17 protein-coding genes are annotated in these 17,196 nt (G+C 61.4%); 8 read left to right on the top strand and 9 right to left on the bottom strand.

Going from position 1 to position 17,196, the window contains the following annotated elements; translation table 11 throughout:
• The first annotated feature begins 11 nt into the window (after positions 1-11).
• From ASD58_RS24765 to ASD58_RS24750, 4 genes are all read left to right on the top strand, one after another.
• The gene (locus ASD58_RS24765) at positions 12-707 is read left to right on the top strand and encodes a nucleotidyltransferase family protein (protein WP_307178234.1); all 696 of its coding nucleotides are present in this window, start codon (positions 12-14) and stop codon (positions 705-707) included.
• Positions 704-2,491, top strand: coding sequence for a M61 family metallopeptidase (locus ASD58_RS24760; RefSeq protein ID WP_057264192.1), 1,788 nt, complete (start codon positions 704-706; stop codon positions 2,489-2,491). Before ASD58_RS24765 ends, ASD58_RS24760 begins: the two co-directional genes overlap by 4 nt.
• Before the next feature lie 7 nt (positions 2,492-2,498).
• On the top strand, positions 2,499-3,668 hold the full coding sequence (locus tag ASD58_RS24755) for a GGDEF domain-containing protein (RefSeq protein ID WP_229210100.1): 1,170 nt from the start codon (positions 2,499-2,501) through the stop codon (positions 3,666-3,668).
• A 102-nt stretch (positions 3,669-3,770) separates the two neighbouring features.
• Complete coding sequence (locus tag ASD58_RS24750) at positions 3,771-4,940, top strand: hypothetical protein (RefSeq protein ID WP_057264190.1); 1,170 nt, start codon at positions 3,771-3,773, stop codon at positions 4,938-4,940.
• A 15-nt stretch (positions 4,941-4,955) separates the two neighbouring features.
• Here ASD58_RS24750 and ASD58_RS24745 read toward each other — a convergent pair whose 3' ends face one another.
• On the bottom strand, positions 4,956-5,999 hold the full coding sequence (locus tag ASD58_RS24745) for a S41 family peptidase (protein ID WP_057264188.1): 1,044 nt from the start codon (positions 5,997-5,999) through the stop codon (positions 4,956-4,958).
• Between the two features lie 68 nt (positions 6,000-6,067).
• On the opposite strand from ASD58_RS24745, the gene ASD58_RS24740 reads away from it, so the two are divergent.
• Entirely contained in the window at positions 6,068-7,591 is a 1,524-nt protein-coding gene (locus tag ASD58_RS24740) for a hypothetical protein (protein ID WP_057264186.1), read from the top strand.
• Here the strand turns inward: ASD58_RS24740 and trpC are convergent.
• The 7 genes from trpC to rpe form a co-directional block, all read right to left on the bottom strand.
• Positions 7,584-8,384: an indole-3-glycerol phosphate synthase TrpC gene (trpC, locus tag ASD58_RS24735; RefSeq protein ID WP_057264184.1), complete on the bottom strand. Its 801-nt coding sequence runs from the start codon at positions 8,382-8,384 to the stop codon at positions 7,584-7,586. The genes ASD58_RS24740 and trpC overlap by 8 nt on opposite strands.
• Before the next feature lie 8 nt (positions 8,385-8,392).
• Entirely contained in the window at positions 8,393-9,040 is a 648-nt protein-coding gene (locus ASD58_RS24730) for a LysE family translocator (protein WP_057264182.1), read from the bottom strand.
• A gap of 3 nt (positions 9,041-9,043) precedes the next feature.
• The gene (gene trpD, locus ASD58_RS24725; RefSeq protein WP_057264180.1) at positions 9,044-10,081 is read right to left on the bottom strand and encodes an anthranilate phosphoribosyltransferase; all 1,038 of its coding nucleotides are present in this window, start codon (positions 10,079-10,081) and stop codon (positions 9,044-9,046) included.
• 14 nt (positions 10,082-10,095) lie between these two features.
• Complete coding sequence (locus ASD58_RS24720; protein WP_057264178.1) at positions 10,096-10,662, bottom strand: aminodeoxychorismate/anthranilate synthase component II; 567 nt, start codon at positions 10,660-10,662, stop codon at positions 10,096-10,098.
• 1 nt (position 10,663) lies between these two features.
• Entirely contained in the window at positions 10,664-12,160 is a 1,497-nt protein-coding gene (gene trpE / locus ASD58_RS24715; RefSeq protein WP_057264176.1) for an anthranilate synthase component I, read from the bottom strand.
• A gap of 180 nt (positions 12,161-12,340) precedes the next feature.
• Positions 12,341-13,027 (bottom strand): phosphoglycolate phosphatase, encoded by a 687-nt coding sequence (locus tag ASD58_RS24710; protein ID WP_057264174.1) that lies wholly within the window; start codon positions 13,025-13,027, stop codon positions 12,341-12,343.
• A gap of 4 nt (positions 13,028-13,031) precedes the next feature.
• Positions 13,032-13,697: a ribulose-phosphate 3-epimerase gene (gene rpe, locus ASD58_RS24705; RefSeq protein ID WP_057264172.1), complete on the bottom strand. Its 666-nt coding sequence runs from the start codon at positions 13,695-13,697 to the stop codon at positions 13,032-13,034.
• Between the two features lie 102 nt (positions 13,698-13,799).
• Between rpe and apaG the strand changes: the two genes are divergently transcribed.
• Entirely contained in the window at positions 13,800-14,174 is a 375-nt protein-coding gene (gene apaG, locus ASD58_RS24700) for a Co2+/Mg2+ efflux protein ApaG (protein WP_057264170.1), read from the top strand.
• 117 nt (positions 14,175-14,291) lie between these two features.
• Complete coding sequence (locus tag ASD58_RS24695) at positions 14,292-15,524, top strand: murein transglycosylase A (RefSeq protein WP_057264168.1); 1,233 nt, start codon at positions 14,292-14,294, stop codon at positions 15,522-15,524.
• Here the strand turns inward: ASD58_RS24695 and ASD58_RS24690 are convergent.
• Positions 15,521-15,958 carry a universal stress protein gene (locus ASD58_RS24690; protein ID WP_057264166.1) on the bottom strand — a complete coding sequence of 146 codons (438 nt, stop codon included), beginning with the start codon at positions 15,956-15,958 and terminating at the stop codon, positions 15,521-15,523. The two genes, ASD58_RS24695 and ASD58_RS24690, sit on opposite strands and share 4 nt — an antisense overlap.
• 116 nt (positions 15,959-16,074) lie before the next feature.
• Here ASD58_RS24690 and ASD58_RS24685 point away from each other — a divergent pair, with 116 nt between their 5' ends.
• The gene (locus tag ASD58_RS24685) at positions 16,075-16,851 is read left to right on the top strand and encodes an enoyl-CoA hydratase (protein WP_057264164.1); all 777 of its coding nucleotides are present in this window, start codon (positions 16,075-16,077) and stop codon (positions 16,849-16,851) included.
• Positions 16,852-17,196: the final 345 nt, after the last annotated feature.

The following is a 17,196-nucleotide window of genomic DNA, read 5'->3' as shown; positions in this document are numbered from 1 at the left end:
AGGCAGCGCACGTGGCCGCCCCCATCGCCGCCCACGCGTCCGCCGCTGCTGCGGACGCCGGCGCCGTGAAGGGCGTGGTCACGCCATACGCCGAACCGCTTCCCGCTGCGCCGCCTGCAGCGGGCATTGCTGATAGCGCCGTCGCAGGCATTTTGCTCGCCGCTGGCCGCGGTAGCCGTTTCGATCCGACAGGAGAGCGCTACAAGCTGCTGCAGGCGCTGCCGAACGGAGATCCCGTCGTCGTCGCCAGTGCCCGCGCCTTGCTGGCTGCGGTGCCGCGCGTAATCGCCGTGGTCCGCACGGAAGACGCGGTTACAGCAAACCTGTTGCGCGGCCTTGGTTGCGAAGTCGTTGCCTGTGCGAATGCAGGCGACGGCATGGCCGCTTCGCTGGTTTGCGGTGTGCAGCATGCGCGCGACGCGAACGGCTGGCTGATCGCGCTGGCCGACATGCCTTATGTGCGGCCAGCCACCATGGCCGTGCTGGCAAGTGCGATCGGCGCAAATTCTGCGGCAATCGCGGCGCCGGTACACCGGGGCCAACGCGGCAACCCGGTCGCCTTCGGTTGCGCCCACCTGCAAGACCTGCTGGCGCTGGCCGGCGACCAGGGCGCCCGCGGCATCTTGAAGAACAATCCGGTTAACGAACTGACGGTGGACGATCCCGGCATCCTGCAGGATATCGACACGCCGTCCGACATCCAATGAAAAACAAAAAAATCAGTTACGCCATCGCCGCCAAAGACCCGGCAACCCATATGTTCCAGGTCACCATGACCGTTGAAGCGCCGGACCCGGAAGGCCAGGTGCTGGTGCTGCCAGCCTGGATTCCCGGCAGCTACATGATCCGCGAATTTTCGCGCAACATCGTGCAGATCCGCGCCGAGGCAAGCGGCCAGCCGGTCGAACTGGCAAAGCTCGACAAGCACTCCTGGCAAGCGGCGCCCTGCAAGGGCAAGCTTACCGTGCACTACGAAGTCTATGCCTGGGACCTGTCGGTACGCGCCGCCCACCTCGACCAGACCCACGGCTTCTTCAATGGCACCAGTGTATTCCTGCGCGCAGCCGGGCAGGAAGGCGAGCCGCATGTGGTTGACATCCAGCGCCCGGGCCACGAAGCAGCGGCCAAGTGGCGCGTCGCCACTGCACTGAAAGAACTGAAGGCCAGGCGCTACGGCTTCGGTACCTACATCGCCCAGGACTACGACGAACTGATCGACAGCCCGGTGGAAATGGGCACGTTCGAAATGGCCAGCTTCAAGGCGCAAGGCGTGCAGCACGACGTGGTGTTCACCGGCCGTGTGCCCAAGCTCGACATCGCGCGCGTCTGCGCCGACCTGAAACAGATCTGCGAGACGCAAATCGCCTTCTTCGAGCCGCGCACGAAAAAGGCGCCGATGGAGCGCTACGTTTTCATGACGATGGTGGTGGGCGACGGCTACGGCGGCCTGGAACACCGCGCTTCCACTGCGCTGTTCTGCTCGCGCGCCGACCTGCCGACTATGGCGCAGAAAGGCAAGGAGCCAAGCGAAGGCTATATGAAGTTCCTCGGCCTGTGCAGCCATGAATACTTCCACACCTGGAACGTCAAGCGCATCAAGCCGGCGGTGTTCGCGCCGTATGACTACCAGGTGGAGAACTACACCCCGCTGCTTTGGCTGTTCGAAGGCTTCACCAGCTACTACGACGACCTGATGCTGGTGCGCGCCGGCCTGCTGGCGGAAGAGGGCTACTTCAAGATGCTGGGCAAGACCGTCGGCGCGGTGTTGCGCGGCAGCGGCCGCAGCAAGCAAAGCGTGGCCGATTCCAGCTTCGATGCCTGGGGCAAGTACTATCGCCAGGACGAGAACTCGCCGAATGCCATTGTCAGCTACTACGCCAAGGGTTCGCTGATCGGCCTGGGCCTGGACCTGACCATCCGCGCCAAGACCAATGGCAAGCGCTCGCTGGACGACATCATGCGCGCCCTGTGGCAGAAATTCGGCCGCGACTTCTACAACGGCAAGCCGCGCGGCGTGACGCCGGAAGAAGTGGAGGCCCTGTTCGACACCGTGGCCGGCTTCAAGCTGAAGACTTTCTTCGACAAATACATCCGCGGCACTGAAGACGTGCCGCTGGCCAAGCTGTTGCCGCAGTTCGGCGTCGGCTACAAGGACGAACGCAAATCGTCCAAACCCAGCTTCGACGTCAACCTCGGCCGCGAAGGCGCCGACTGCAAGCTGAGTGCCGTGCATGACGGCGGCGCTGCGCAGAAGGCCGGACTGTCGGCCAACGACCTGCTGGTGGCCATCGACGGCCTGCGCGTCAGCGGCAACCCGTCCAATGTTGACGGCCTGCTGTCGCGCTACAAGGTCGGCGAGAGTGTGCAGGTGCATGCCTTCCGCCGCGACGAGCTGATGGCGTTCGACGTGGTGCTGCAAGGCGACCGCGTGCCGGGCATTACCATCGCAGTCGAACAGCAGAAAACCAGCCTGCGCCGCCCGACCGCATGATAAAACCGTGAAATTCGCGCTGGACCCGTTCACCATCCTGTTCACCACCACGCTGACTTGCGCGGTGCTGGCAGTGGCCATGTATTCCATGCACGTGAGCTTCCGGCGCGAGGTGGCGGGTGTCGGGCACTGGGCCTGCGGCCTGCTTTGCATGGTTGGCGCAGGCGGGTTGTTCCTGTCGCGCGGACTGCTGCCCGATGCTGTAGCACTGCCTGCTGCAAACACCTGCCTGATGTGGGGCATCGGCCTGTCGATGGTCGGGACGCGGCGCTTTTTCGGCGAACCGCCGGGATGGACGATTTTCCACGCAGTATGGGTGCTGGAACTGGCGGCCATCCTGTGGTGGCTGCTGGCGGAGCCTAACTTCCCGCGCCGCGCCACGGCCTATAGCTTCCTGGTTGCAGTGTTCTACCTTGACCAGTTACGCCTGGTCTGGCGCCATCGCACGCCGCATTTTACGAGCTGGTTCTTCGGCATCCTGCTGGCGCTGCAGATGGTCAATGTGTTGACGCGTGGCGTGGCTGCCATGTTCATCAGCGGCGAGGCGGCGGACCTGATGCAGCGCAGCCCTTTGGTAAATGTCTACCTGGCGCTGGCCAACTTCATGGCCCTGCTGATGACGGTGGCCTTCCTCATGCTGGCCACGCGCAAGCTGCAAAAAATCCTGGAGCAGCGCTCCACGCACGACCCGCTGACCGGGGTATTGAACCGCCGCGGCTTCCTGCAAAGTTTCAGCGGTGTGCGGGCGCGCCAGCAGCGCCACGATTCATCGCTGTCGCTGATGGCGATCGACCTTGACCTGTTCAAGGCCATCAACGACCAGCACGGCCACGCGCAAGGCGACAAGGTGCTGGTGCATGTCGCGGCGGTGGTGGTGCGCGCGGTGCGCCAAAGCGATTTCGTGGCGCGCTTCGGCGGCGAGGAATTCGTGGTGCTGCTGCCGGAAACCGCACTGCCGCATGCGCAGCAACTGGCGCAGCGCATCCAGGCGAAATTGCACGAATGTCAACAACCAGGGCTGCCGTCTTGCACAATCAGCATCGGCATCGCCGGCCAGCAGGCGCCGGGCGAATCTCTTGACAGCTTGTTATCGCGCGCCGACGCCGCCCTGTACCGCGCTAAGGCAAATGGCCGTAACCGCACTGAAATCGCGGCCCCTACACCTTTAGCTGCCTGAGCGGCGCCGCGTTGCTGGCTGTCGTTTTCATGCCGCACGGACTATTATTTTGCTCGCTGGTAATTTACCATCACTCATTACGAGTTTGGTGACGTTTAATTTATGACTTATCTACTGCACATCGTCGCGCGCGAAGTTCCCGCCAACGATGCGGAAGTGCTCCCTTTCCTGGAACAGATTGCCGGCGCAACCATCAGCATTGCGCCATCCCAGCAGTTGAAGAGTTTTCGCGATGCCATCCTGAAGCTTTTCCCCTGCCTGAGCAGCTATGGCGCCGGGGACAAGGCCATTGATGACTGCCCATGGGCGGACGGCCCCCTGGCAGAAAACTTCAAGGGCGGTTATGGCAGCGTTGCGATCACGCGCCGCCATGACGAAGTGATTCCTCACGTACTGCGCATCGCCAGCGACCTTGGCATGACGGTGGTGGACGAGCAAAATGGCGCCGTGCACCGGCCGCAGGCTTACCAGGTGGTGCTGGAAGGCCCGCTGGAAGGGGTGGAAGTTGAAGTCGCCGCGACCCAGCTTGCGGATCTGATGAACCAGCCGCTGCCGCAAATGGTGCTGCTGCTGCATTCGCGCCGCCGCACCCTGGTCAAGAAAGGCCTTACCCGCGCGCAGGCCGACGTATATGTGGCTGCCTTGCGCGACCGGGCCAGCTGCCGTGCCTCGGTCTCGCCGGAACCGCGCAAGTCGCCCTCCAAGGCTGCCCCCAGGGCGCCAGCGACTGCCGCAAGCAAGGCGCCAAGCGCACCAGCGGTGCGCGCGCCGCAAGCACCAGCCCTGGTTGTCACCAGCTTTGACGAACCGACAAGTGTCGGCATCGGGCCTGATGAAAACATGTTCAAGGCCGCAGAGTCCCAGCGCATGGCCGCGCGGGCGCTGGCGATCAGCATTGCCGTGCTGCTGCTGGTGATGGTCCTTCGCCTCAAGTCGCCTTACCTGATTGCGCTGATATTGGCGATGAATGTGCTGGGCGCCATCTCGGTCTTCCAGCTCGGCCAGGCGACCGGTTCCACCCTGTTCCGCCTGGTGCTGGCGCCACTGGCCCTGATTCCAGGTGTCGGCAGCCTGCTGGCCGCCTTCAGCTATTTCCGCGCGGCGGGCGTCCTGAAAGAAAACGGACTCACCACCCGCAACGCCTTGCTGGATGCCGACGAAGTGCGCGAACTGGGCGGGCGCGAAGGCATGCTGCCTTCCACCAAACTGCTGCTCGCCTTGCTGGTCCTGGCAGCAGGCGGCGGCTTCGTCTTCATCAATTACATGCCTTGAGATGGCGGCGGCTGGTCAGCGTTGCGCTGCCAGCCGGTCCTGCGTCCGCAGCAGCGCTTCATTGGCCGCCATGGCCAGGTCAGGCTTGACGCCTGTTGTGTCCCAACTGCCGTTGCTCAGGACGTTGTGTGCGCGCGCAGTCGGCACCCAGAACCGGAAATGGTCCGACAGCCTGAATAACTCCACAGCATTGGCGCCGCCGCGCGTTGATTCACCAACAATGACAGCGCGTTTTTGCTGCTGCAGCGCGTAGGCGAAATCTTCGGCGGCGGAGAAAGTGCCGCGGCTGGTCAGGATATAAACAGGCTTGTTCTGGCCGTAGCGCGGGCCATCCAGCTGCTCGCTGGTCCAGCCCTCCACAGTCACCCCCTCGCGCGGGAAGATGACATCGTTCAGGCGCGTGCGCTGGTCGAAGAAGTAGCTGGCCAAGAGCTGAACCGACTCGCCAGAACCGCCGTGGTTATTGCGCAAATCGATGATCATGGCGCGCGTATCGTGCAACTTGCGCATGGCTGACCCAAATTTCGACGCAACCTGGTAGGGCTCGAGGAAGCCGTTCAGCTTGAGGTAGCCGACATTGCCGTCCAGGACCGATACCTGCGTCACCCCGAAATCACGGATGAGTCCTTCCACCGAGCGCAGCCCGGCCGCCAGCATGCCCTGGTCGGGGCCCGGCTCCGGTTTCGAGCCTAGCGGCGGAACTTCGGGATCCAGCACGATCGACTTGTATTCGACATACAGGTGATGGTCCCTCTGGACGCTGCGCAAATCGTTGGTCAGGGCATTGGCCAGTTGGGCGCCTGCGGTCAGGCCCTCGTATTTGCCCGCTGCTTCGGCAGCTTCAACCACTTTCCGCATTTCAGCGGCTTTTTCCGGCAGCATGTAATAAGCATCCAGGCGGGACAACATCAGCGCAATCATCTGCTTGCGTTCCGTGGCAGCCATCGGTTGGCCGGCGCTTTCGCGTGCTTGTGATACGCCGAACAACATTGGTGCGATCGCGTAGAAGTAAAAGCCTGCCAGGCCGGCCAGGATGACCAGGCGAGTTGTCGTTTTCATGTCTCTCCTGTCTTTATTTTTGCCTTATAGTAATTTAACATGGATTGAAAATAGTTTAATTAAATTGCATGAGTTATCAGATTCAACTGGCGTCGGTTGCAGCTCCGGAAGCAGACCTGGACGTTTTCCCCTTTATGAACAAGCTGTGGCAAGACTGCGGAGGGCAGCCGCCATCCGCCTTGCTGAAGCGTTTTCGCGACGCGTTGACGGCCCTTTTTCCGGATACTCCCTGGTCGGATAGCCATTTTGTTGGTGATGCCGGCCGCCTGAGCGTGGACAGCCGCAAGCATGAAGTGTTGCCGCACCTGCTCTATCTTGCCGGCGAAATGGGCCTGACCGTGGTGGATAACCAGTCCGGCGAAGTGCATCGCCCCGCCACCTACCAGGTTGTGCTGGAGGGCCCGGCGCCAGGTGTGACGCTGGGCGATGCTGCCCAGCGCCTGGCAGCCGTGCAGAGCAAGCCGATCACGGAAATGCTGGCGCTGCTGTCGGGCGGGCGCCGCACGGTGGTCAAGAAAGGCGTGCTGCGCGCCCAGGCCCAGTACTATGTGGACGCGCTGAAGGAGCGCGCTGGCTGCCACGCTACGCTGGCACTGGAGCCCGGCCGCGTAGTGCGTTCCGAACCGCCGCCGCCAAGCCCGCCGCCAGTGCGAGCCGCCGCAGTAAAGCAAACCGTGGCCGCTTCTGGCCTTTCGCTGGAACCTGCGGGCGCCAGAGCGGCCATGCCGCCGCGATCGCGCCGCGAGCCCGAGGCGGAATCGCATGCGGTGGCTGATACCGGGGCCGACCCGCGCCTGTTCATGCTGGCCGATGGCTTGCGCCTGACGGTCTATGCAACCGTGCTTTACCTGGTCGCCGCTTATTTCATCCGCAACCTGGCCGGCTGGCCAAGGCCTGCCCTGGCACTGCTGGTTACAGCTTTGGCGATGGCTGGCGTGTACCGGATTGCGAAGGGGGCTGGATCGAATATCGTGATGCGTATCATTGCGATGGCCTTGATCATCATCCCGCTCGCCAATATCCTGATCCTGTTCCTGATGATACGGCGCGGCAAAGTGGCGCTGCGCGACAATGAAGTCGGCGCCGGCTGGTTCGGCGCTTCATACGACGACATCGTCCGGCTGCGCGGCGGCAGTACCGGCATCCTGCCTTCCACCGCGATCGGCTTGTTCGCAGCGCTGGGCGTGGCAAGCCTGGTCGGCCTGGGAAAACAGGCGGCGGAAAAATATGTCGACGCAATGCTCGGTAAACATTCGCAGCCTTGCGCCATTGTCGGCATCTGGGAATCCAGCAAGATCGGTCCGAATGGCAGGGTGGTGATGCGCGATGACGGCAATTACTTTGTGCTGCCCTTGAAAGGCCAGGAAGACAAAGTAAAAGAGGAGCAGGGCGAATGGTCGGTGCGCAACCGCAACTTCGTCTGGCAAGTGCCGCTGGCTGACAAGCCCTGGATGAAGGCTGAACATATCGAGACCTTCAAGCTTAGCCTCGACGGCCAGTCCCTCACCATGTTCGAGCCTAGCGGTAAGGGCTTGTTTACAGAATGGCGCCGCGCCGGCGCCATGAAGTCGGACCGTTGCGGGTTTAATTGAACAGCTTGCGCAGCTCGGCCCCCGGGTCGGGCGCGCGCATGAAGGCTTCGCCGACCAGGAAGGCGTGCACGTCGCTTTCGCGCATGCGCTGCACGTCGGCCGGGGTCATGATGCCGGATTCGGTGATCACCATGCGTTCTTGCGGGATGCGCGACAGCAGGCCGAGCGTGGTGTCCAGCGTCACGTCAAAGGTGCGCAGGTTGCGGTTGTTGATGCCGATCAGGCGGCTCTTCAGGCCCAGCGCGGCGGTCAGCTCGTCGCCATCGTGCGATTCGATCAGCACGTCCATGCCCAGTTCGTGGGCGCAGGCTTCCATTTCCGCCATCAAGCCATGGTCCAGGGCGGACACGATCAGCAGGATGCAGTCTGCGCCCATCGCCCGCGCTTCATAGATCTGGTACATGTCGACCATGAAATCCTTGCGCAGGACTGGAATGTCGCAGGCGGCGCGCGCCTGCTGCAGGTATTCGTTCGAGCCCTGGAAGAAGTTCACGTCGGTCAGCACAGACAAGCAGGCCGCGCCGGCGTTGGCGTAACTCCCGGCGATTTCGGCAGGGCGGAAATCTGGACGCAGCACGCCTTTTGAAGGCGAGGCCTTTTTCACTTCGGCGATCACGCCGGCCTGGCCAGCTTCGATTTTCCGGCGCAGGCTGGCTTCAAAGCCGCGCAGGCCGGCGCGCAGTTCCTTGTCGCCCTCGACTTCGTCGCGCAGGGATTGCAGGCTGCGGTGCTTCTTGGCAGCGGCTACTTCGTCGGCCTTCACGGCCAGGATTTTGTTCAGGATATCGGACATGATGATTTTCAGTGTTGTTCGGCCAGGGCCAGGCGTGCGCCGAGCGCGATGAACAGGCTGCCGGTCACGCGGTTCAGCCATAGCGCCACCAGCGGTTTGACCTTCAGCCTCGCGCTCGCAAAGGCGGTGAAGATGGCAAGGCCGTTACACCACAGCATGCCGTTGAAATTGAAAATAGAACCAAGGACCAGGAAGGCCAGCGGCTTGTTGAGCGCATCGGCGTCGATGAACTGCGGCACGAAGGCCAGGAAAAACAGCGCGACTTTCGGGTTCAACACGTTGGTCAAAAATCCCTGGGCAAAGATTTTGCGGTAGGGCAGTGCCTGACCCAATGGCTCGGACACCGGTTTGCCGGTTTCACTGGCCTTAAGCCGCGTCCGAAGCATCCCGATGCCACACCACACGATGTAGGCCGCACCCACCCATTTGACAACGGTGAAAGCGGTCGCCGAGGTCGCCAGCACTGCCGACAGTCCAAGAGCCGCCGCGCCGATATGCACCATGGTGCCGGCGCCAATCCCCAGCGCCGCCGCGCAACCCGCGCGCCAGCCCTGGGTAGCGCTGCGCGCCATGATCAGCAATGAATCCGGTCCCGGCATGATGTTCAGCAGCAGACCGGAGATCACAAACAGCGTCAGGTCATGGATGCCGAACATCGCTTAGCCCTCCCGGCCGAGTTCCTGCGTAACGCGCACGAATTGCTCCAGCTTGGCGACTGCCGCGCCGGAGGATACCGCTTTGCGAGCGCGCGCCAGGCCATCCTCGATCGAGGATGCAATGCCTGCCGCGTACAGCGCGGTACCGGCATTCAGCGCCACGATATCCGAAGCAGGCCCCGGCTCGCCGCGCAGCGCCTCCATCACACGCGCTTTGGATTCCACCGCATCCGCCACCTTGAGGTTGCGCGACGCGATCATCGCCAGGCCGAAATCTTCAGGGTGGATCTCGTACTCGCGGATTTCGCCGTTGACCAGTTCACCCACCATGGTGCCGGCACCGAGCGACACTTCATCCATATTGTCGCGGCCGTACACCACAACGGCATGCTGCGCACCCAGGCGCTGCAGCACGCGCACCTGGATACCCACCAGGTCCGGGTGGAACACGCCCATCAGGATATTCGGCGCGCCGGCAGGATTGGTCAGCGGGCCAAGGATGTTGAAGATCGAACGCACGCCCAGCTCTCGCCGCACCGGCGCCACATGCTTCATCGCCGCGTGGTGGTTGGGAGCGAACATGAAGCCGATGCCGGTCTGCGCGATCGACTGCGCGATCTGCTCTGGCTTCAGGTTGATGTTTGCGCCCAGGGATTCGATCAGGTCCGCGCTGCCCGAAGAAGAAGACACGGAACGCCCGCCATGCTTGGCCACGCGCGCACCGGCGGCTGCGGCGACAAACATCGAAGCGGAAGAAATATTGAAAGTGTGGGCGCCATCGCCGCCGGTGCCGACGATATCCACCAGGTTGGTGGTATCGGCCATCGGTACCTTGGTCGAGAATTCGCGCATGACCTGCGCCGCAGCGGTGATCTCGCCGATGGTTTCCTTCTTGACGCGCAGGCCCATGGTCAGGGCCGCCATCATTACCGGCGACATTTCGCCGGACATTATCTGGCGGAACAGGTGCAGCATCTCGTCGTGGAAAATCTCACGGTGTTCGATGCAGCGAACCAGTGCTTCTTGATGCGTAATTGCCATGATGCTTCCTTCTCTTATTTGCGGTCGAGGAAATTCTTCAGCAGGGCGTGGCCGTGCTCGGACAGGATGGACTCGGGGTGGAATTGCACACCCTCGACGTCATACTCCTTGTGCCGCACGCCCATGATTTCGCCGTCGTCGGTCCAGGCTGTGACTTCCAGGCAGGAAGGCAGCGAGGATCGCTCGATTGCCAAAGAGTGGTAGCGGATTACCGTGAACGGGCTGGATAAGCCCTGGAACACGCCCACACCCGTATGCGCGATAAGAGAAGTTTTGCCATGCATGACTTGCTTGGCTCGGATAACTTTGCCGCCAAAGGCTTCGCCGATGGCCTGGTGCCCCAGGCAAACGCCCAGGATTGGTTTCTTGCCGGCGAAATGCTTCAGCACTTCCAGCGAGATGCCCGCCTGCGACGGATCTTTTGGACCCGGCGAAATGCAGATGCGGTCAGGATTCAATGCTTCGATTTCGGCGATAGTGATTTCGTCGTTGCGGTGCACGCGCACTTCTTCGCCCAGCTCACCGAAATACTGCACGATGTTGTAGGTGAAGGAGTCGTAGTTGTCGATCATCAGCAGCATTTCAGAACTCCCCATCCAGGCCATCTTGCACTTGCTCGGCTGCGCGCAGCACGGCGCGCGCCTTGTTTTCAGTTTCCTGCCATTCCATTTCCGGTATCGAGTCGGCGACGATGCCGGCGGCCGCCTGCACGTACAGCATGCCGTTCTTGATCACGCCGGTGCGGATCGCAATCGCCACGTCCATTTCGCCGCCGAACGACAGGTAGCCGCAGGCGCCGCCGTAGATGCCGCGCTTGCAGATTTCCAGTTCGTCGATGATTTCCATCGCGCGTACTTTCGGCGCGCCGGTCAGGGTGCCGGCAGGGAAGGTCGCGCGCAGCACGTCCAGGTTGGACATGCCTTTCTTCAGCTTGCCCTCCACGTTGGAGACGATGTGCTGCACGTGCGAGTACTTCTCGATCACCATCTTGTCGGTCAGCTTCACGCTGCCGATTTCGGAGATGCGGCCCAGGTCATTGCGCGCCAGGTCGATCAGCATCACGTGTTCCGCTACTTCCTTCGGATCGTTCAGCAGTTCTTCCGCCAGTGCGGCATCGCGTTCCGGCGTATTGCCGCGCGGGCGGGTGCCGGCGATCGGGCGCAGCGTCACTTTCTTCTCGCCGTCCGGCAGGGTCTCGTTGCGCACCAGGATTTCCGGCGACGCACCGACGATCTGCATGTCGCCGAAATTGTAGAAGTACATGTACGGCGAAGGATTCAGCGAACGCAGGGAGCGGTACAGCGTGAGCGGCGAATCCACGTAAGGCTTGCGGATACGCTGGCCGATCTGCACCTGCATCAGGTCGCCGGCCAGGATGTATTCATGTGCTTTGCCGACCGCCTTCAGGTAATCCTCTTTGGCGAAGTCACGGATGGTTTCGGTGCGCACCGAAGGCGTCGTCACCGGCGCATCGACGCCACGGCGCAGCAGCGCGCGCAGGTCTTTCAGGCGCTGGCGGGCTTTGGAGAAGGCTTCGGGCTGTTGCGGGTCAGCGTAGACGATCAGGTACAACTTGCCGGACAGGTTGTCGATGACGGCCAGTTCCTCGGTCACCATCAACTGGATTTCGGGCAGGCCCAGGTCGTCCTTCGGCTGCGTCCTGGCCAGCGTCTTTTCAATATGACGAACGGTGTCGTAGCCGAAGTAGCCGGCCAGGCCGCCGCAGAAACGGGGCATGCCGGGACGCACGGCGACTTTGAAGCGCGCCTGGTACTGCTCGATGAATTCGAGGGGATTGCCTTCGTGCGTTTCGATTACCTGGCCATTCCGGACGATTTCGGTCAGCTTGCCGGTGCTGCGTAGGATGGTGTTGGCCGGCAGGCCAATGAAGGAGTAGCGGCCGAAGCGCTCGCCGCCCACCACCGACTCCAGCAGGAAAGTGTTCTTGCCGTAGTTCTGGGTCTGGGCCAGCTTGATGTACAGGGTGAGTGGGGTTTCCAGGTCGGCGAAAGCTTCCGCGATCAGAGGGATGCGGTTATAGCCTTCCGCGGCCAGGGATTTGAATTCGAGTTCGGTCATGTGTCTCTCCGTTCCGCCGCAGGGTAAGGTGGGGGCGGCAGGTTACAAAAAACCTGTCGGAACACATGCGCGTGCGCCGACAGCAATCAGGACTAGGTCAGGATTGCCAGCGTCGCCACAGCCAGGCCTCAATCGAGCCCCGGTGGGTTACATTGTGTCTTTTGTTGAGAAACATTTGCGTTAGTTTGCGCTTGAAATCAGTTCAGCTGCATGAAGAAGCGTGTCAACTATACCATCGGAATCTGTTTCGTGTATACCCACTCCGTGGTTATATCCATATGGCACGGTAAGCACAGGACAGCCTGCCGCGCGGGCCGCTTCGGCATCGTTTGAGGAGTCGCCAATCGCCACCACCTGGGCTGGCGGCAGGTCGAAATGCTCGCAGGCCTTCAGCAATGGCATGGGGTGCGGCTTCTTCTTTTCGAAGGAATCGCCGCCGAACAGCACTTCGAAATAACCATCCAGGCCTTTCAGTGCGAGCAGCGGTTTGGCGAAGGCCACCGGCTTGTTGGTGACGCAGGCCAGGCGCAGGCCATTGGCCTTCATCGCCTGCAGGCCCGCCACCACGTCGGCATATACCTCGCTGTGGCGGCCGTTGATGACCAGGTAATGGCGCTGGTAAGCTTCCATCGCCTGCGCGAACAGGCGTTCCACGCCTTCTTCGCCGTAATCCAGTGCGAGCACCCGCCGCACCAGGTTTTCAGAACCTTTGCCGACCATCAGTTCGATCTGCTCAACGCCAATAGGTGCCAGGCCCAGTTCTTCGCGCATCAGGTTGATGGCCACCTCGAAGTCCGGCATCGTGTCGAGCATGGTGCCGTCGAGGTCAATGATGGCGGCCCTTACGCCGCGCAGGACCGCCGCCATACGATTACACCGAAGCCAGTTGGACGCGCATTGCGTCGATCACGGCCTTGTAGTCGGGCTGGCCGAAGATCGCGGAACCGGCCACGAAGGTATCGGCGCCTGCTTCTGCCGCGGCCTTGATGTTGTCGATCTTGATGCCGCCGTCGACTTCCAGCATGATGTCGCGGCCGGATTCGTCGATGCGGCGGCGCGCCTCGGCGATCTTCTTCAGTGCCTGCGGGATGAACGACTGGCCACCGAAGCCTGGGTTCACCGACATGATCAGGATCATGTCGATCTTGTCCATCACGTGGTCCAGGTAGCTCAGTGGGGTGGCCGGGTTGAATACCAGGCCAGCCTTGCAGCCGTTGTCGCGGATCAGTTGCAGCGAACGGTCGATGTGGTCGGACGCTTCCGGGTGGAAGGTGATGATGTTGGCGCCAGCCTTGGCGAAATCAGGGATGATGCGGTCGACCGGCTTGACCATCAGATGCACGTCGATCGGCACTTGTACATGCGGGCGGATCGCCTGGCATACCAGCGGGCCGACGGTCAGGTTCGGTACGTAGTGATTGTCCATGACGTCGAAGTGGATGATGTCGGCGCCTGCGGCAACAACGTTGCGAACCTCTTCACCCAGGCGGGCGAAGTCGGCGGACAGGATGCTCGGAGCGATACGGAAAGTGGTCATGGCTGGTCGGCAGTGAAAAAAGATGCGTTATTTTACGCTGCCGTGCGGACACTGTCCGATTGCTTGGACTAGAATTGCCCAATTGTTATGAAGGAAACCCTTATGGCCCAGTATGAGTTTGCGGTCGAGGTACGCACCCAGTACCTGCCGGAACAGTCCAATCCGGACCGCACCAATTTCGTGTTTACTTACACGATCACCATCAAGAACACCGGCACCGTGCCGGCCCAACTGATTTCCCGTCACTGGGTGATCACCGATGCGAACAACCATATTGAAGAAGTGCGCGGTCTGGGCGTGGTAGGCCACCAGCCATTGCTGGCGCCTGGCGAAGTGTTTGAATACACCAGCGGCACACAATTGCGCACGCAGCAGGGCTCCATGTATGGCGAATATTTCTGCGTGGCCGAAGATGGCCACCAGTTCGAGACCAAGATCCCGGAATTCGTGCTGTCGCTGCCGCGAACCCTGCACTAATTACTTGTCGCCGTCCTTCTTCTTTTTGTTGGATGGCAGCGTCCACCAGACGATGAACACCAAAAGAAAGAGCGCCACCAGCGCTTCAAGCATCAGATAAATCATAGACAACACCTCATGTTTTTGACACGCCGTAGTTTACCTGTTTGCGCCACCGCCGTCGCGTTAGTGCTTGCCGGCTGCGTTACGCCGCCGCCCCCGCCAACCAAACCGGCGCAGCCTGCGCCAATTACGCCAACGGTGCCGGCTACGCCCGCCCAGCCGCCTGCCCAGCCAACCGCGCCCGCGGTGCCGACCCCGCCTGCCAAGGCCGAGTTCATCCCAGCACGTTTTTCCGACTTGCCGGGCTGGGACCGTGACGACCTGCGTGCCGCATGGCCGGCCTTCATGCTGTCCTGCTCCAAGCTGGCTGGCGGCGCGGATTGGAAAGAGCCTTGCGCCATTGCCAAAACGGTGGACGGCAACAGCCAGGCCGCCATCCGCCTGTTCTTTGAATCGTTCTTCGAGCCGCACCAGGTGGTCGCTCCGGACGGCAGCAATAGCGGCCTGATTACCGGATATTACGAACCGCTACTGCGCGGCGCCCGCAGGAAGGGCGGCCCTTACCAGACACCGTTGTACAAAGTGCCGGACGATATGGTCATCATCGACCTCGGCTCTGTTTATCCGGAGCTGGCCAACAAGCGCGTGCGCGGCCGCTTGAAAGGCAAGCGCGTCGTGCCTTATCCAGCGCGTGAGGAAATCACGCGTTCGGGCCTGCCTGGCAATGAGCTGCTATGGGTGGATGACTCGGTAGAGGCGTTCTTCCTCGAAGTACAGGGTTCCGGCCGCGTGCAACTGCCGGATGGGGACACCGTGCGTGTTGCTTACGCCGACCAGAACGGCCGCCCTTACCAGTCGATCGGCAAATGGCTGGTGCAGAAGGGGGAGCTGACCACCGAACAAGCCACCGCGCAAGGCATCAAGGCCTGGATCGATGGCCATCCGACGCGCCAGCAGGAACTGTTCAACGCCAATCCAAGCTACGTCTTCTTCAAGGAAGAAAAGCTGCCGGACCCGAAAGTGGGACCGAAAGGAACGCTGAACGTGCCGTTGACGCCGCAGCGTTCCGTCGCGATCGACCGCAGCCAGCTGCCGCTGGGGGCGCCGGTCTACCTGAACACCACGTTGCCGGGCGACGATGAACTGCCGCTGCAAAGACTGATGCTGGCGCAGGATACCGGCGGCGCGATCAAGGGCGCTATTCGCCTCGACCTGTTCTTTGGTTTCGGCTCCGAAGCGGCCGATCTTGCCGGTCGCATGAAACAGCGCGGCACTATCTGGGTGCTGCTGCCTAAGCTGGCGCGCTAGCGCAGCACGAGCACCGGCAGATGCGTGTGGGCGAGGACTTTCTGCGTTTCGCTGCCAAGGAACAGTTTATTTAGTCCCGTGCGGCCGTGGGACGCCATCAAGATGATGTCGCAGTGGCGCTCTTCCGCGGTCTTGACGATCACCTCATAGGGGCTGATCGCCTCGCCCATCACCGCCTCGCATTCGACGCCGGCGGCGCTGGCGGCGGCCAGCACCTTGTCCAGGCCGGCCTGGACGCTACGTCGCACTTCCTGGTCGAACACGCCGGCATTTGGCAGCACGACAGCATCGGCCAATGGTACGAAGGGCAGGGGCTGGACCACGGACACCGCAGTAATGCGCGCGCCGTGGATTTTGGCAAACTCGATCGCGGTCTGGGTTGCCCGTTCCGAAAGTTGCGAGCCGTCGGTGGGCAGCAAAATCGATTTGAACATGGCGGTTCTCCTGACAAATTCCCTGGTTCAGTGTAGGTCTGCCCCGGATTCATAGGCGCGCGCTTCGATCACAACAGCTACAATTGCCCGATAGTTAACCGACTGGAGGAGAATAAATGGAATACCAGGACCTGCTCGTAGAAGTGCATGACAAAGTGGCACTGATCCGCTTGAACCGTCCAAAGGCGCTGAATGCCCTAAACGACAATATGATGAATGAACTTGGAGAGGCCTTCGCCAAGTTCGAAAAAGACCCGGCGATCCACGTGATCGTGCTGACCGGCAGTGAGAAAGCCTTTGCCGCCGGCGCCGACATCGCCGCAATGAAGGACTACACCTACCAGGACACCCACCGCGACAACTATATTGGCCGCAACTGGGAGCACATCCTGAAGGTACGCAAACCGGTAATCGGCGCCGTGGCTGGCTTCGCGCTGGGCGGTGGCTGCGAACTGGCGATGATGTGCGACTTCCTGGTTGCCGCTGATAATGCGAAGTTCGGCCAGCCGGAAATCAAGGTTGGCGTGACCCCGGGCGCCGGCGGCACCCAGCGCCTGCCGCGCACCATCGGCAAGGCGAAAGCCATGGACATGCTGCTGACGACCCGCATGATTGACGCTGCTGAAGCCGAGCGCATCGGCCTGGTATCGCGTGTGGTCCCTGCTGACAAGCTGATCGAATCTGTGCTGGAGATTGCCCAAGGCATCGCCCAGATGCCGGTCTCCGTTGCCATGCAGATCAAGGACTGCGTGAACCGCGCCTTTGAAACTACGCTGAGCGAAGGTGTGAACTACGAGCGCCGCCTGTTCCATGCGGGCTTCGGCACCCCCGCACAGCGCGAAGGCATGTACGCCTTCCTGGAAAAACGCACCCCGAATTTCGAGGGACTGTAAAACAGCCCTTGCGGTACAGCGATCCCTTTGCTATAGTTCTGTCCCTCGCAACGCAACGCTGACAAATCAGCGAAGCGAAACGAGAAAAAAGAAGGGGTTGACGAGTTGCACGCTGTACCGCATAATCTCGCTTCTCTGCTGATGACGAACACAACGCTTCGTCGAACAAACAAGGCAGCGATCTTTAAAAATCAACAGTCGATAAGTGTGGGCGTTTGACGATATGCCCAGGCCTTCGGGCCTGATGCTCAAAATATACGTTATAACGCTCGCACAAAATATATTAAACGTAATCTCGAAAGAGATTCGTCAGTATTTTGAGTGAGTGACCTCCGATAGCAATAT

Source organism: Duganella sp. Root1480D1, assembly GCF_001427305.1.
In the GTDB taxonomy this organism is placed as follows: Bacteria; Pseudomonadota; Gammaproteobacteria; order Burkholderiales; family Burkholderiaceae_D; genus Rugamonas.
Note: the sequence above shows the minus strand (reverse complement) of the source record. Positions and strands in the feature narration are given on the sequence as shown.

Excerpts from the sequence above, each read along its gene's own strand:
- ASD58_RS24760 (WP_057264192.1), top strand. The coding sequence starts at position 704 with ATGAAAAACAAAAAAATCAGTTACGCCATCGCCGCCAAAGACCCGGCA.
- ASD58_RS24750 (WP_057264190.1), top strand. The coding sequence starts at position 3,771 with ATGACTTATCTACTGCACATCGTCGCGCGCGAAGTTCCCGCCAACGAT.
- ASD58_RS24745 (WP_057264188.1), bottom strand. The coding sequence starts at position 5,999 with ATGAAAACGACAACTCGCCTGGTCATCCTGGCCGGCCTGGCAGGCTTT.
- ASD58_RS24740 (WP_057264186.1), top strand. The coding sequence starts at position 6,068 with ATGAGTTATCAGATTCAACTGGCGTCGGTTGCAGCTCCGGAAGCAGAC.
- trpC (WP_057264184.1), bottom strand. The coding sequence starts at position 8,384 with ATGTCCGATATCCTGAACAAAATCCTGGCCGTGAAGGCCGACGAAGTA.
- ASD58_RS24730 (WP_057264182.1), bottom strand. The coding sequence starts at position 9,040 with ATGTTCGGCATCCATGACCTGACGCTGTTTGTGATCTCCGGTCTGCTG.
- trpD (WP_057264180.1), bottom strand. The coding sequence starts at position 10,081 with ATGGCAATTACGCATCAAGAAGCACTGGTTCGCTGCATCGAACACCGT.
- ASD58_RS24720 (WP_057264178.1), bottom strand. The coding sequence starts at position 10,662 with ATGCTGCTGATGATCGACAACTACGACTCCTTCACCTACAACATCGTG.
- trpE (WP_057264176.1), bottom strand. The coding sequence starts at position 12,160 with ATGACCGAACTCGAATTCAAATCCCTGGCCGCGGAAGGCTATAACCGC.
- ASD58_RS24710 (WP_057264174.1), bottom strand. The coding sequence starts at position 13,027 with ATGGCGGCGGTCCTGCGCGGCGTAAGGGCCGCCATCATTGACCTCGAC.
- rpe (WP_057264172.1), bottom strand. The coding sequence starts at position 13,697 with ATGACCACTTTCCGTATCGCTCCGAGCATCCTGTCCGCCGACTTCGCC.
- apaG (WP_057264170.1), top strand. The coding sequence starts at position 13,800 with ATGGCCCAGTATGAGTTTGCGGTCGAGGTACGCACCCAGTACCTGCCG.
- ASD58_RS24695 (WP_057264168.1), top strand. The coding sequence starts at position 14,292 with ATGTTTTTGACACGCCGTAGTTTACCTGTTTGCGCCACCGCCGTCGCG.
- ASD58_RS24690 (WP_057264166.1), bottom strand. The coding sequence starts at position 15,958 with ATGTTCAAATCGATTTTGCTGCCCACCGACGGCTCGCAACTTTCGGAA.
- ASD58_RS24685 (WP_057264164.1), top strand. The coding sequence starts at position 16,075 with ATGGAATACCAGGACCTGCTCGTAGAAGTGCATGACAAAGTGGCACTG.